This is a genomic window from Methylobacterium sp. DB0501 (assembly GCF_011043735.1).
Lineage (GTDB): Bacteria > Pseudomonadota > Alphaproteobacteria > Rhizobiales > Beijerinckiaceae > Methylobacterium > Methylobacterium alsaeris.
Genome location: NZ_JAAKGV010000016.1, coordinates 42139 through 56258, shown reverse-complemented (window position 1 = coordinate 56258; position 14120 = coordinate 42139). Strand labels below are relative to the sequence as shown.

Here is a 14120-nt window from a genome sequence, read left to right as displayed (position 1 = left end):
CCCTCAATCCGTCGAGCCGAGGAGGCTGCGCAGCAGGATCGCCTTGAGGCCGAAGCTTCCTTTCGTCGCCACCGTCTCGCCGGGCGAAACGCCCTTGGTCACCTCGACCCAGTCGGCCCGCTGCACCCCGAGGCTGAGCGCCCGCTTCTCGAACCGGTCGTCGGCGTCGCGCACGAAGGCGACCGGGCCGTCCTCGGTCTGCTGCACGGCGGCGGCCGGGATCGTCGTGCCCTCCCGCCCGAGATCGGCACCGATCTCGACCGACACGAACATGTTGGCGCGCAGGGCGCCCCCCGGATTGGCGATCTCGATGCGGGCCGGCGCGGTGCCGGTGGCCGGATCGACCGCCGCGTTGACCGAGCGCACCCGGCCGGCGAAGGTCGGATGGTCCGGCACCGGCGCCCGGACGGTGGCGGTATCGCCCGGCTTCACCGCCGCGATGTCGCGGCCGTAGAGGTTCGCCAGTACCTGGATCCGCGACGGGTCGGCCACCGTGAAGGCGTCGCTGCCGGTGTCGACCACTTCGCCGAGGGTGATGCCGCTCGCCGTCACCACCCCGTCGATCGGCGACACGATGGCGCTGGTGCCGGCCGGCGCCCCGGGCTCGGGGGCGAGGCGCTGGACCTGCGCGGCGTAGAGATCGACCTTGGCCTTCGCGGCGAGCGTCGCGGCATGGGCCTTGGCGAGGTCGACCCGGCGGCGGTCGACCTCGGCCTGGGCGACGCCCATCACCTTGAGCAGGTCCTGGCCGCGCTTCAGGTTGAGTTCCGCCACCGTCTCGGTCGCCTGCGCCTCGGCAAGGCTGGCCTGCGCCTCGGCGAGGCCGTTGCGGGCCTCGAGCAGGCCGGCGGCGTCGAGGGTCGCGAGGGTCTGTCCGGCCCGGACGGGATCGCCCGGCTGCACCGCGAGGGAGAGCACCCGGCCGGGGGTGCGGGGCTTGAGATGCGTGACGCGGCGCTCGTCGAAGGCGACCATGCCGGGCGCCCGCACCGGCAGGACGATGCGGCGGGTCTCGGCCGTGCCGAAGGCCAGGCCGATGCGTGTCTGGCCGGCCGCGTCGAGGGTCACGAGGTTCGGGTCGGCCGGCGTGGTGCTCTCCGCGGCGGCCGGGGCCGGCGCGGGCGCCGTCAGCCCGAGCTTGGCGAGGAGGGGCGCCAGCGCGGTCCCGGCCGCGTCGCGCTCGGTCCAGCCGGCGCCGGCGAGGCCGACCAGGACGACGAGGAGCGCGAGGCCGCGCCACGGCGGCCGGCCGCCCGGGCGCGACGGCCGCAAAGCCGGCGCCTCGTTCGTCCGTTGCCTCGGGCGCACCTCGCTCCCGGCGATGCGCGCGACGGTCTCGACGGCCAGGAGCACGGCCTCTCCCACCTGCTGGATTGGAATGATTCCAACACCTAGATGCGGGACAGGCCATCGCCATTAAATTCGCGTTCATCCTGCCGTTCCCGCAGGGACGGGACCGGCGTTCCGGGGCAAAACCCCGGTCCGAGGCCGGAGGGGGAGTCGTGGCAAAGCTTTTGCTGATCGAGGACGATGCCGCGACGGCGGAGGAGATCCTGGGCGACCTGCGCGGGCGCGGGCACGACGTCGCCTGGGCGGCGACCGGGCCGGAGGGGGCGGAGCGCGCCCGGGGTGCCCCTTGGGACGCGATCGTCCTCGACCGCATGCTGCCGGGGCTCGACGGCCTGACCCTGCTGCGGGGCTTGCGCGGCGCCGGCGACCGGACGCCGGCCCTGGTGCTCTCGGCGCTCTCCGACGTCGACGAGCGCATCCGGGGCCTGCGGGCCGGGGGCGACGATTACCTCGCCAAGCCCTTCGTGCTGGCCGAGCTCGCCGCCCGGATCGAGGCGCTCCTGCGCCGCCCGGCCGATACCCGCGAGACGCTGCTGAGGGTCGGCAGCCTGGAGATCGACCTGATCGCCGGGACCGGCCGGCGCGGCAGCCGCGACCTCGACCTGCTGCCGCGGGAACTCACCCTGCTCGAATACCTGATGCGCCGCTCCGGCCAGGTCGTGACCCGGGCGCTCCTGTTCGAGGAGGTGTGGAACTACCGCTTCACCCCGAAATCGAACCTCATCGACGTGCATCTCGGCCGCTTGCGCCGCAAGCTCGAAGCGGCCGGCGAGCCGCCGGTGATCCACAGCGTGCGCGGCATCGGCTTCACGCTCGTCCCGGACGACGGACCGCGATGACCGACCGGCTGTCCGAGCTCCTGCGCTCCGCCACCTTCCGCTGGGCGCTCGGCATCGCGCTGTGGTCGGCCCTCCTGGCGCTCGTCATGTTCGGCTTCGTCTACTGGCAGACGGCGGCGTTCCTGCGCGAGGAACTCGCCGAGACGCTGCGGCTCGAGGTGCGGGCCGCCGCCGAGGACCCGGCCGGCGCGACCGGCCGGGTCGAGACCTGGATCGCCATGGACCGTCACGCCACCCATTACGGCGGCGTGTTCGGCCGCGACGGCGTGCGGCGGGCCGGCAACCTCGTCGCCCGGCCGGCGGGCCTCGCCGATGACGGCGACGCGGCCCGGGTCGGGGCGACGATCGAGACGGCGGACGGCCCGATCGCCGACGAGATCTGGGCGACGGCGCTGGCGCTCCCCGACGGCGGGACCGTGGTGATCGGTCACGACACCGACGAGATCGACCGGGTGCGGACGACGACCCTGCGGGCGATGTCCCTGGGTCTCGTGCCCGCCCTCCTCCTGTCCGGCCTCGGCGGCCTCGTGCTGGCGAGCCGGGCGCGCCGGCGCCTGGCCGCGACGGAAGCGGCGCTCGCCGAGGTGCGGCGCGGCGACCTGCGGCGGCGCCTGCCGGTCGGCACGCGGGACGACGAGTTCGACCGGCTCGCCCGCGACGTCAACCGGATGCTCGACGAGATCGAGCGCCTGCTGGAGGAGGTCCGCAGCGTCGGCGACGCGGTGGCGCACGATCTGCGCACGCCGCTGACCCGGCTGCGGGCGCGCCTGGAGCGCAGCCGCGAGCAGGCGACGACCGTCGAGGAGCTTCGCGACGCGATCGACCAGGGCCTCGCCTGGATCGACCAGACCCTCGCGATGGTCACCGCCGTCCTGCGCATCGGCGAGATCGAGCACGGCCGCCGCGCCGCAGGCTTTTCCGCCTTCGACCTCGCCACCGTGGTGCGCGAGGCGGCGGAGCTGTTCGCGCCGCTGGCGGAGGATGGCGGGGTGTCGCTCGGCGTCGCGGTCGCCCCGGGCCCGGTGCCGGTCCGGGGCGACCGCGACCTCGTCTTCGAGGCGCTGGCGAACCTGATCGACAACGCCGTGAAGTTCACGCCCCCGGGCGGCGGGGTGCGGGTCGGCCTCGCCGAGACCGGCCGCTTCGCCCTCGTCAGCGTCGAGGATACCGGCCCGGGGATCCCGCTGCCCGAGCGTGCGAGGGTCTTCCGCCGCTTCTACCGCGCCGAGCCCGCCCGCCCGACGCCCGGCAACGGCCTGGGCCTCGGGCTCGTCGCGGCGATCGCCGGACTGCACGGCTTCCCGGTCGAGGTCGGCGAGGCGGATGGCGGCGGCGCCCGGTTCACGATGCTGTGCCCGCGGGAGACGGAGCGCGGAGCGGACCGGCGGGCGGGCCGGGCGCCGGAGAGAAACGCCGCGCCGTGACGGCCGCAAGACCGGTCCGGGGGACCGGACTCCCCTCCCCGGCCCGGCCTGACGCCTGAGCACGAAAGTGCCACTTGCCCGCAAATGACGCACAATTGTGCTTGTGCGCCGGCCCGTCGCCGGGTACCACTGTGATCACAGACACGAAACAGGCCGCCCTTGAGAGCGGCCCGAAGTCTGGGGAGGAACGCCCTCTTCGAGGGCAAGCACCGCCGCGACGCCATCGCGGCGGTGCTCCTGTTTCGAGCCCATTGTTTCGACCGGCCGGCGGGCCAGGTCGCCCCTGCCCTCCCGACTTCAGCGCTCGCAACGTCAGCTTTCCTGGCGATCCTCGGCGGGGGCCAAGCCCAGCCGCGCGAGCTGCCTCAGCGCGATCAGGACGACGCCGCCGAATCCCATCGCGACCGCGGGCAGCGTGAACTGCGCCGCCCCTGCGACGATGCCGGCGGAGGCTGCGAACCGGAGGCTCGCGGCGGTCGTGAGATTCTTCACATTGCGCCGGGCGACGACGATCGTTCCCGCCGAGATGAAGCCGATCGCCTGGGCCAGGCCCTGGATCACCCGCAGCCGATCGGCATTCCCGCCCTCCCGGCGCACCACCGCGTGAAGGCCGAGCGCCGAGGTGGCAATGACGGCCGCGCGCGAGGCGACGAGGCCCAGCCCGCACAGGGTGGCGGCTCCGAGGTGCGCGACGACCGCCGAGAGGGTGAAGGCCGTGGCGTCGGGCAGCGTCACCGCATCGTCACTCCCTTCCCGGCTCGGGCGGGTCCGGGAACGGCGTCCAGTGGGTGAACGCGTCCGACGCGTAGCCGTACTCGGTGGTGGCGACGTGCCAGGGCCGGCCGTCCCCGGCCCGCCCGGGATCCCAGCGGATCACGGCGCGCCGGTCCGGCACGTCCCGGTGGATGGCGACGATCCAGCGGCCGTCCTGGGGCGCGCGGTCGATGGGCCTCCAGTCGGACATCGGCTGCTCCGCGGCGAGTGTGTCTGGAGCTCCAACGCGCCGGGTCTGGTCCCGTTCGCCTCAGGGCGGGGTGGCGCCGCGCGCCAGGCGCTCGCCGGCCTCGCATTCGCGACGAGACGTCGCCCGGTTGTCGCCGGTGATGCCGCTTCGGTCGGCCTTGGCCTCGCAGACCTGGCGCCCGTCGGCGGCGCCCGTCGGCGGCGTTCGTCTCGGCCGCGTTCTGGGCGAGGACGCCGGTGGGCGCGAGGAGCGCGAGGATCAGGAGGGCGTGGCGCAGGGCGGGCCTCGATCGGGGGCGGGACTCGCGAAGACATGTCCCGCCCAGGGCCCGGATCCCCGGGCGGTCGGTCAGGGCCGCGAGCGGCCGGCCCGGTACGCGGCCAGGATCTCCGGCAGCCGGTCGAGGACGTAATCGGCCAGACCGGGCTCCAGGCGGTCGTCGAAGGTCACGGCCACCCGGTCCGGCCCGCGCTCGATCCTGGCAAGGTTGCGGCCGGCCTCGTCGCTCCACACCTGCGGCGCCGGCCGCGGCGCCGCGGGCGGGGCCAGGGCGTGCAGCAGGGCGGCGAAGCGCTCGTTGGTCGGCTTCCCGGCGAAGGCCGGATCGGCGATCAGGCCGGCGATGCGGTTCGGGCGCGCCGCCTTGATCCGCTCGGCGAGCAGCATCCAGCGCGGCCGCCCGGCCGCCGGCGCCGGGCCGATCGCCCGGACGATCTCCGCCGGGACGGTGCGCGCCACCGAGATCAGCGTCGAGAGGTCACCCTTGCCGACGCCCATCGCGGCGGTGATCGTGCCCCGGGGGAAACCGTGCTCCTCGAGCCGCAGGGCGAAGAACGCCCGCTCGATGTAGCTCAGGTCCTGGCGCTCCAGGTTCTCCTTGCCCTGCGCCACCACCAGCTCGGCATCGCTGAGCGGGCGCACCACGGCGCGGACCGGACGCGCGAGCTGGCGCGCCGCCTGGATGCGCCGGCGGCCGTAGGCGACCTGGTAGCGCTCCGGGTCGTCGGGATGCGGCCGCACCAGGATCGGCACCTGCTGGCCGCTCTCGCGCACGCTCTCGACGAGGGCGGCGAGGCCCGGGTCGTGGGCATCCGCCACCCGGTCGGCGATGAAGGAATCGTCGATCCGGCCCGGCTCGATCTCGACCACGACGCTGCCGGCCTCGATCTCGGCCGCGGCGTCGGCCCGGGCGGCGAGGCCGCGCAGGGTGCTGCTCATCGCCCGGACCGGGCCGCTGCGGCTGCGCTCCGGAGGCCTGGGGCCGTCCGGCGCCTTGTGCTCCGGGACCGGGGCGTTTGCAGCTGCAAACTCGGGCTCGGCGGCGTCCGGGTTTGCAGCTGCAAACGCCTCCGGCTCGGGCGCGGGCGGAGCGGCGGGCTGGGAGGCGGATACCTTAGCGGGGCGGGCGCCGAACAGCGCGTCGAGGTTCGACTTGCGGCTCATGACCGGCCCCAGGCGCGACGGATCAGGCCCTCGATCTCGCCGTTGACGGCCTCCAGGGATTCGAGCGCCCGGTCGTAGGTCGAGCGGGTGACGCTCTCGCGGCCGATCTCGTAGAGGGTCTGCTTCGACAGGCCGGCATCCGACACCGCGGAGGACTTCAGCATCGGCGCGGTCAGCACCGCATCCTCGAACAGGGTGCGCAGCATGCCGACGATCCGGGTCTGCGGCGCGTCCTGCTGCTCGTAGCGGGTGACGAGGTAGCGCAGCCAGTCGTATTGCAGCCGCCCGCCGGATTCCGCCACCACGCCGAGCAGGTCCTCGGTCATCGCGAGGAACTGGCTCATCGAGGCGACGTCGAGCATCTGCGGATGCACGGTGATGAGCAGCGAGGTCGCGGCGCAGAGCGCCGAGAGGGTCAGGTAGCCGAGCTGCGGCGGGCAATCGATGACCACCACGTCGTAATCGTCGGCCACCGTCTCGATGGCGTGGGCGACGCGGTCGAAGAACAGGGGCTCGCCGGTCCGGCGTCGGCTCAGCGCCCGCGGCGTCTCGTGCTCGAACTCCATCAGTTCGAGGTTCGCCGGCACGAGGTCGAGGCCGGTGAAGTAGGTCGGGCGCACGACGTCCCGCAGGGGCTTGGTGTCGTCGTAGCGGATCGCGCCGTAGAGCGTCTCGTCGGCGCCGACGTCGAGTTCCGGCTGCACGCCCATCAGGGCCGAGAGGCTGGCCTGGGGATCGAGGTCGATGGCGAGCACCCGGTAGCCGCGCAGCACCAGGGACTGGGCGAGGTGGGCGGTGGTGGTGGTCTTGCCCGATCCGCCCTTGAAGTTCGCCACCGCCACGACCTGCAGGTGCTCGCCGGCACCGCGCCGCGGGTGGTAGCGCCGGCCGCCTCGCGTGTTCTCGTCGAGATAGGCGCGCAGGCCGTGGATGTCGGCGAGGGAGTAGGAGCGCCGGCCGTTCGACGAGACCTCCGGCTGGGGCCCGAGACCGTCGGCGGCGAGCTGCTGCAGCCGCGACGCCGTCACGCCGATGATCCGGGCGGCCTCCGTCGAGGTGAAGCGGCGCAGGCCCTTGGCGGCGGTGGGCGGGAACAGCCCGGACGAGATCGCCTGGAGCTGCGCGCGCAGGGTCGCCGCGTGGGCGCCGATCATCGCCGCGGGCGCGACGGGGGCGGGGGCGGGAGCGATGGGGGCGGGGGGGTGCGGCGGCGTATGCTGATTCATGCTCGCGAGCCCTGCTTGCAGAAATATCGCCGGTTCGGCGTTCAAACTGCAATTGGCCCGTTCGCGCCCCGATTCGCAATCGGCACCGCCGGACCGGCGCAAGCCTCGCGCAAGCCCGACGCGCCAGCGGCGTCCACCGGCGGTGGGGGAGGGGGCTGCGGACACCCCGCCCGAAGCGGAGGCGAGACCGCCGGAAGAGCGAGAGCCTACCTCCAAATGGGGCTACGCCGGCCGCTTCATCGCGCGCGTCTCCGGCGCTAGGGTTCGGAACGGCGCCACCCCGACTCCACCGGACAGGAGAGACCCGACAAGCCCGCGACCGCGCGGTCCGCACCCGTCAAGGCCATGGCCAGCCGGCAGAGCGGCTCGGGGCTCGACTCGCGGAGGGGCTTTCAGTCTCCGGCCCCGTCACTCGGGGAAGCTCGTCACGCGGGACAGGCTCGTCACGTGGGAGAAATCCGTAAGCTTGATGAAATCCTCAGGCCCGACTCCGCGATGCGATTTGCCAGCCGTTAAGCCGGGTCGAGTTGAGTGATCGACATCAGCTCGGATCGAGCGTCCTGCGCCGCAGTGGAGCAGGTGTTTCGCTAAAATAGACATCCGAAAATTTACCAAGACTTACATCTGACATTGCACCCTCATCTGCGGGATGAGAGTGTCGTCTCATACAGAAGGTGGAGCCTCATGGTCGAAATCTCCGACATCCGGGACGTGCTGAAGTCGCTCGAGTCGCTCAAGGGCGTGGCCGACACGCTGACGGACGACGACGACCTGTTCGAGAAGGGCCTCGATTCCTTCGGCTCCGTGCAGCTGATGCTGGCCCTCGAGGAACGGTTCGAGATCGAGTTCCCCGACTCGGCGCTCGGCCGCCGGTCGTTCTCGACCATCCGCATCATCCGCGACACCGTCACGGGCCTGTGCCAGCAGGAGGCCGCATGAACATGCACGTCGAGGTCGCGGCGGCCCTGCCGGTCGCGACGCCGGTGGAGTCCCTCGACGTGCGGGCCAAGCGCGTCGCGGAACAAGCCGCCCGGCATGCCGACGCGGTCGACCGCGAGGGCCGGTTCCCGGCCGAGGCCGTCGCCGCCCTCAAGGCCGAGCGGCTGCTCGGCATCCAGGTCCCGCATTCCCTGGGAGGGGAGGGGGCCACGATGAGCGAGATCGCCGAGCTCTGCGCCATCCTCGGCCGCGCCTGCTCGGCCGCCGCGATGGTGTTCGCGATGCACCACATCAAGCTCGCGAGCCTCGTCACCCACGGCCTCGACAGCGCCTGGCACTGCACCCTGATGGAGCGGATCGCCGCCGAGCAGATGCTGATCGCCTCCTCGACCACCGAGGCCGGGATCGGCGGCGACCTGCGCAACAGCCTCTGCGCGGTCGAGGCGGAGGGCGACGCCTTCCGGCTGACCAAGGAGGCGAGCGTCATCTCCTACGGCGCGCAGGCCGACCTGATCCTGGCGACGGCCCGCCGCCACACGGAGGCCGCGACCTCGGACCAGGTGCTGGTGGCGCTCCTCGCCGACCAGATCACCCTCGAGCGCACCGGTGTGTGGGACACGCTCGGCATGCGCGGCACCTGCAGCGACGGCTTCCTGCTCAAGGCCGAGGGCCTGCCCCTGGCCCAGGTGCTGCAGAAGCCCTTCGCGGAGATCGCCGCCCAGTCGATGCTCGCCGCCTCGCACCTGCTCTGGGGCAGCGTGTGGTTCGGGATCGCCACTTACGCGGTCGATCGCGCCCGCGCCTTCGTGCAGGCCGAGGCGCGCAAGAAGCCGGGCCAGGCGCCCCCGGGCGCGCTGCGCCTGGCCGAGGCCGCCAACGAGCTCCAGGCGATGAAGAGCACGATCGTCGCCGGGCTCGCCCGCTACGAGGCCGCCAAGGGCGACCCGGACGCGCTGAGCGCGATCGGCTTCTCGATCATGCTCAACAACGTCAAGACCACCGTCTCGGTCCAGGCCGTCGACATCGTGCAGCGCGCCCTCTCGGTGGTCGGCCTCGCCGGCTACAAGAACGGCACCCCGTTCAGCCTCGGCCGGCAGCTGCGCGACGTCCTCTCGGCGCCGCTGATGATCAACAACGACCGCATCCTCTCCAACACCGCCAACCTCCTGCTGGTGCAGAAGGGCAGCGGCAAGCTCTTGAGCGCGTGATGGACCAGAACCTCTCCTCCGATCTCCAGCCCGTCACCGACGAGGCGCCCGACCACGCGGCTCCCGAGCCGCGCTCGTTCCTCGACCGGCTGTTCGACCGCGGTCTCCTGATCCGCACCGGGGTCGACGGGCTCTACGGCCGCTCCGGCGCCTTCGAGAGCGTGGTCGAGGCCCTCGACCGGCTGGTCTCGCGCATCGGCGGGGCCGACGGCGCCGAGGTCCTGCGCTTCCCGCCCGGCATGGCCCGCTCCAGCTTCGAGCGCAGCGGCTACCTCAAGGGCTTCCCGCACCTCGCCGGCACGGTGCACAGCTTCTGCGGCAACGAGGCCGACCACGCCCGGCTGCTGGCCTGCCTCGATGCCGGCGAGGACTGGACCGCCAAGCAGGCAGCCACCGACATCGTGCTGACGCCGGCCGCCTGCTACCCGCTCTACCCGGTCGCCGCCGCCCGCGGCCGGCTGCCGGCGGACGGCCTGCTGTTCGACCTGCAATCCTACTGCTTCCGGCACGAGCCGTCGCTGGAGCCGACCCGGATGCAGCTGTTCCGGATGCGCGAATACGTCCGCATGGGGAGCCCCGAGCAGGTGCTGGCCTTCCGCGAGATGTGGCTGCAGCGCGGTACGACGATGATGAGCGACCTCGGCCTGCCGCTCGCCGTCGACCCGGCCAACGACCCGTTCTTCGGCCGCGCCGGCAAGATGCTCGCCAACAACCAGCGCGCCCAGGCGCTGAAGTTCGAGCTGAACGTGCCGGTCAACAGCGAGGACAGCCCGACCGCCTGCCTCAGCTTCAACTACCACCAGGACCATTTCGGCACGACCTGGGGCATCGACCAGGCCGACGGCACGACCGCCCACACCGCCTGCGTCGGCTTCGGGCTGGAGCGGATCACCCTCGCGCTCCTGCGCCACCACGGCCTCGACCTCGACGCCTGGCCGGCGGATGTGCGCGCCCAGCTCTTCGGCTGAGGCCGCGATGTCGGCCGCCCTCGCGCAACTAACTCGGGACCTCGTCACCGAGCCGCCGCGGACGGAGACGTCCGCGGCCCCTCGCACCCCCCCGCACGCCCTCCACGCGCCCGACCGCACCTGGCCGGAGACGAACTGCTACGTCGATCTCTGGATCGAGCTCCTGCACTTGCGGGGCTTGAGGCCCGAGGCGATGCTGGGCTTCACCCTGCGGCAGGATTTCGAGGGCGACCAGTTCACCTTCTTCAAGCCGAAGGCGGCCGATCTCGAGGCCCTCTACGGCCTGGAGATCCTGGAACTCGCGCTCTACGAGGACCTGGAGAGCCACAGCCTGATCCAGGCGGCGCGCGGATTCCCTGTGCTGGTCGAGGTCAACGCCTTCTTCCTGCCCGACACCGCCGGCACCACCTACCGGCGCGAGGCCTCGAAGACCACGATCGCGATCCTGGCCCTCGACCCGGCGCGGCGCTGGCTCGACTACATCCACAATGCCGGCCGCTTCACGCTCGAGGGCGCCGATTACGACGGGATCTTCGCCAGGGGCGAACTCCTGCCCTATGCCGAGTTCGTGAAGCCGTGCGGCTCGGGCCTCGCGGGCACGGCCCTGGCCGAAGCGGCGCTGGCGCTGCTGCGCCGGCACCGCGCCCAGGCCCCGGGGGCCAACCCGGTCACGGCCTTCCGCGCGGCGCTCGCCGCGAAGGAGGACGCCTTCGTGCAGCGGCCGCTCTCGGCCTTCCACGCCTACGCCTTCAACACCACCCGCCAGCTCGGATCGAATTTCGAGCTGCTCGGCAGCCATCTCGCCTGGCTGGAATCCGAGGGCGTGGGGCCGTTCGGTGCGGCGGCGGAGGCGGCGACGCGGCTCGCCGAGGAGGCCAAGGCGTTCCAGTTCCAGCTCGCCCGCGCCTATGCCCGCGGCCGGCTCGCCGGCCTTCCGGAGCGCCTGGCCGCCGCCGAGGCGACCTACGCGGCGGTGTTCGACGCCCTCGACCGCGCGCTGGCCGCCGGGTGACGGGCCGGCTGCCTTAGCCTGGACGCCCGACCGCGCTGCCATACGGTCCACGACACAGCAGGGTGCGCGGCGCGGCGGCCATCGCTCCCACGCCGCGCACTCTGCCGCGTCGTGGACCGTGTCGCTGCGATCGGGCAGTGCTCCGGCCGGTCGAACGGACACGCAGCAAAAATCCTCCTCGTGATCCCGGGGCTCGCCCCAGGCGGGAAGCCGGGGTCGCGCGGAGGGTGCAAGATGTGTCGAGCCCTCAAGAACCGCCTCCAAGGACGACATGGCCCTTCTGCGCAACGTCGACCGGACCCTCGACGGGCCGTGGGAGATGATCGTCACCGCGCCCGGCGCCTGCCCCGGGCCCGATGACCTGGCGGGCCTCGCCGGTTTCCTTCCCGCGCCGGTGCCCGGCACCGCCGCGGGGGCGCTTCGCGCGGCCGGCCGCTGGTCCGACGCCGAGCCGACGCCGCTCCACGGCTCCGACATCTGGTACCGCACGACACTCGCGGGACAGGGCCGCGAGACCCTGCGCTTCGACGGCCTGGCGACGCTCTGCGAGGTCTGGCTCGACGGGCGGCGTCTGCTCGATTCCCGTTCGATGTTCCTGGCCCACGAGGTCGCGGTCGATCTCGCCGGCACGCACAGCCTCGCCCTCGCGTTCCGCTCGCTGGCGCAGGAGCTCGCCCGGCCGCACAAGCGCGGCCGCTGGCGGCCGCTTCTCGCCACGCCCGGCTCGCTGCGCCACGCCCGCACGACGCTGCTCGGCTTCATGCCGGGCTGGTGCCCGAGCGTCGACGCCGTCGGCCCGTATCGCCCGATCACCCGGAGAGAGGGGGGGGCGCGCCCCGCCGACATCGACCTGCGCACGCGGGTCGAGGACGGGACGGGGATCCTCACCGTCCGCCTGACCTGTCCGGGTGCCCGCGGGCCCATGATCCTGCGCTGCGACGGCCGGGAAGCGGCCCTCGCCGAGACCGCGCCCGGCCGGTTCGAGGGCCGGCTGGATCTGCCCGGCATCGCCCTGTGGTGGCCGCACACCCACGGCGAGCCGCGGTTGCACGCCGTCGCGGTGGAGGCCGGGGGGCGGAGCTTCGATCTCGGACGGGTCGGCTTCCGCACGATCGCGAGGCTGCGCCCCTTCGCGGAGGGCCTGAGCCTCGCGGTGAACGGCGTGCCGGTCTTCTGCCGCGGCGCCTGCTGGACCCCGGCCGATCTCGTCGGGCTGCCGGGCGACCGGGAGGCCTACGCCCCGCTCCTGGCGCTCGCCGTCGAGGCCGGCACGACGATGCTGCGGGTCGGCGGCACCATGCTGTACGAGGCCCAACCCTTCCACGACCTCTGCGACGAACTCGGCATCCTGGTCTGGCAGGACCTGATGCTGGCGAATTTCGATTACCCGACCGACGACCCCGCCTTCCGGGCGGCGCTCGAGGCCGAGATCGCGCAGCTCCTCGACCGGCTCCAGGCCTCGCCCTCGCTCTGCGTCGTCGGCGGCGGCAGCGAGGTCGAGCAGCAGGCCGCGATGCTGGGGTTTCCGGACACCGTCTGGCGCGCCGCCGCGGTGGAGGCGATGCTGCACGAGGCGGTCGCCGCGCGCCGGCCGGACCTCGTCGTGGTGCCGAACTCCCCCTCCGGCGGCGACCTACCGTTCTCCGCCAATGCCGGCGTGACCCACTATTACGGCGTCGGCGCCTATTGCCGCCCGTTCGAGGATGCCCGCCGCGCCGAGGTGCGCTTCGCCTCCGAGTGCCTGGCTTTCGCCAACGTGCCGGAACCGGTCTCGCTCGCGCAGGCCGGGCTGACCGATCCGAGCAGCCCGGCCTGGGGCCTCGGCGTGCCGCGCGACCGCGGCGCCGACTGGGACTTCGAGGGCGTGCGCGACCATTACGTGGGATCGCTCTACGGCGTCGACCCGGAGGCTTTACGGCGCGACGACCCGGAGCGCTACCTGACGCTGGGCCGCGCCGCCGTCGCCGAGGTGATGGAGGCGACCTTTTCGGAGTGGCGCCGCCCGGCCTCGGTCGCCGCCGGCGGCCTGGTCTGGCTCTGGCGCGACCTCGCGCCGGGGGCGGGCTGGGGCGTGGTCGACGTCGCCGGCCGGCCGAAATCGGCCTGGTACGCGCTCAAGCGCGCCTTCCGGCCGGTCCAGGCCGTGCTCTCGGACGAGGGGCTGAACGGCCTCCACGCCCACGTCCTGAACGAGTCCGACCGGCCGCTCGACGCGACGCTCGCGCTCACCTTCACCAGCGCCGCCGGCAAGGTCGCCGCGCAGGCGGAGCGGTCCCTGTCGCTCGGCCCCCGCGACTCCGTCAGCCTGTCCTCGGCCGTCCTGCTCGGGCGCTTCTTCGATGCGACGGCGGCCTATCGCTTCGGCCCGGCGGCGCATGCGCTGGCGCATCTGCGGCTCACCGGTGCGGACGGAGCGCCGCTCGCCGAGGCGTTCCATTTCCCGGCCGGGCGGGATGCGACGCCGCAGGAGATCGGGCTGTCGGCCGACCTCGTCGAGGAGGGGAGGGGGGTCGGCCTGCGGGTCGCCGCGTCGCGCCACGCGCTCGCCGTCCACGTCGCCCTCGACGGGCCCGGGCGGTCCTCGGACAACTGGTTCCACCTGGCGCCGGGAGGCGAGCGCCGCCTCGCGCTCATCGGCACGAGGGGGCGGCCGAGCGGCACGGTGCGGGCGGTGAACGGGAGCGAGGCGGTGCGGTTCTGACGGGGCATCCGTGTCAGGCCGGGTCGGTTCGAATCAAGGCAGAGGA

12 protein-coding genes are annotated in these 14120 nt (G+C 73.2%); 7 read left to right on the top strand and 5 right to left on the bottom strand.

Annotated elements, in window-relative coordinates; genetic code table 11:
• Positions 1-3: 3 nt before the first annotated feature.
• On the bottom strand, positions 4-1353 hold the full coding sequence (locus G4G93_RS22290) for an efflux RND transporter periplasmic adaptor subunit (protein ID WP_165087256.1): 1350 nt from the start codon (positions 1351-1353) through the stop codon (positions 4-6).
• Between the two features lie 149 nt (positions 1354-1502).
• On the opposite strand from G4G93_RS22290, the gene G4G93_RS22285 reads away from it, so the two are divergent.
• Together G4G93_RS22285 and G4G93_RS22280 are read left to right on the top strand one after the other, a co-directional pair.
• The gene (locus G4G93_RS22285) at positions 1503-2189 is read left to right on the top strand and encodes a response regulator transcription factor (RefSeq protein ID WP_165087254.1); all 687 of its coding nucleotides are present in this window, start codon (positions 1503-1505) and stop codon (positions 2187-2189) included.
• Positions 2186-3613 (top strand): HAMP domain-containing sensor histidine kinase, encoded by a 1428-nt coding sequence (locus tag G4G93_RS22280; protein WP_246736947.1) that lies wholly within the window; start codon positions 2186-2188, stop codon positions 3611-3613. Before G4G93_RS22285 ends, G4G93_RS22280 begins: the two co-directional genes overlap by 4 nt.
• A 312-nt stretch (positions 3614-3925) precedes the next feature.
• On the opposite strand, the gene G4G93_RS22275 is transcribed toward G4G93_RS22280, so the two are convergent.
• The 4 genes from G4G93_RS22275 to repA all read right to left on the bottom strand — a co-directional run bounded on the left by G4G93_RS22275 (position 3926) and on the right by repA (position 7246).
• A complete protein-coding gene (locus G4G93_RS22275) occupies positions 3926-4348 on the bottom strand; it encodes an MgtC/SapB family protein (protein WP_312892202.1) in 423 nt (140 codons plus the stop codon).
• Positions 4349-4355: 7 nt separating this feature from the next.
• Entirely contained in the window at positions 4356-4577 is a 222-nt protein-coding gene (locus G4G93_RS22270) for a hypothetical protein (protein ID WP_165087253.1), read from the bottom strand.
• A 348-nt stretch (positions 4578-4925) separates the two neighbouring features.
• On the bottom strand, positions 4926-6020 hold the full coding sequence (gene repB, locus G4G93_RS22265) for a plasmid partitioning protein RepB (protein WP_165087251.1): 1095 nt from the start codon (positions 6018-6020) through the stop codon (positions 4926-4928).
• Positions 6017-7246: a plasmid partitioning protein RepA gene (gene repA / locus G4G93_RS22260; RefSeq protein WP_165087250.1), complete on the bottom strand. Its 1230-nt coding sequence runs from the start codon at positions 7244-7246 to the stop codon at positions 6017-6019. The genes repB and repA overlap by 4 nt, the downstream gene beginning before the upstream one ends.
• A 684-nt stretch (positions 7247-7930) precedes the next feature.
• Here repA and G4G93_RS22255 point away from each other — a divergent pair.
• The 5 genes from G4G93_RS22255 to G4G93_RS22235 all read left to right on the top strand — a co-directional run bounded on the left by G4G93_RS22255 (position 7931) and on the right by G4G93_RS22235 (position 14074).
• Positions 7931-8185, top strand: coding sequence for an acyl carrier protein (locus tag G4G93_RS22255; RefSeq protein ID WP_165087248.1), 255 nt, complete (start codon positions 7931-7933; stop codon positions 8183-8185).
• A gap of 2 nt (positions 8186-8187) precedes the next feature.
• Positions 8188-9393 carry an acyl-CoA dehydrogenase family protein gene (locus G4G93_RS22250; protein ID WP_165087459.1) on the top strand — a complete coding sequence of 402 codons (1206 nt, stop codon included), beginning with the start codon at positions 8188-8190 and terminating at the stop codon, positions 9391-9393.
• Positions 9393-10361, top strand: coding sequence for an amino acid--[acyl-carrier-protein] ligase (locus G4G93_RS22245; RefSeq protein WP_165087246.1), 969 nt, complete (start codon positions 9393-9395; stop codon positions 10359-10361). Before G4G93_RS22250 ends, G4G93_RS22245 begins: the two co-directional genes overlap by 1 nt.
• Positions 10362-10368: 7 nt before the next feature.
• Positions 10369-11373 (top strand): DUF1839 family protein, encoded by a 1005-nt coding sequence (locus G4G93_RS22240; RefSeq protein WP_165087245.1) that lies wholly within the window; start codon positions 10369-10371, stop codon positions 11371-11373.
• A gap of 271 nt (positions 11374-11644) precedes the next feature.
• Positions 11645-14074, top strand: coding sequence for a glycosyl hydrolase 2 galactose-binding domain-containing protein (locus G4G93_RS22235; RefSeq protein WP_165087243.1), 2430 nt, complete (start codon positions 11645-11647; stop codon positions 14072-14074).
• Positions 14075-14120 lie beyond the last annotated feature (46 nt).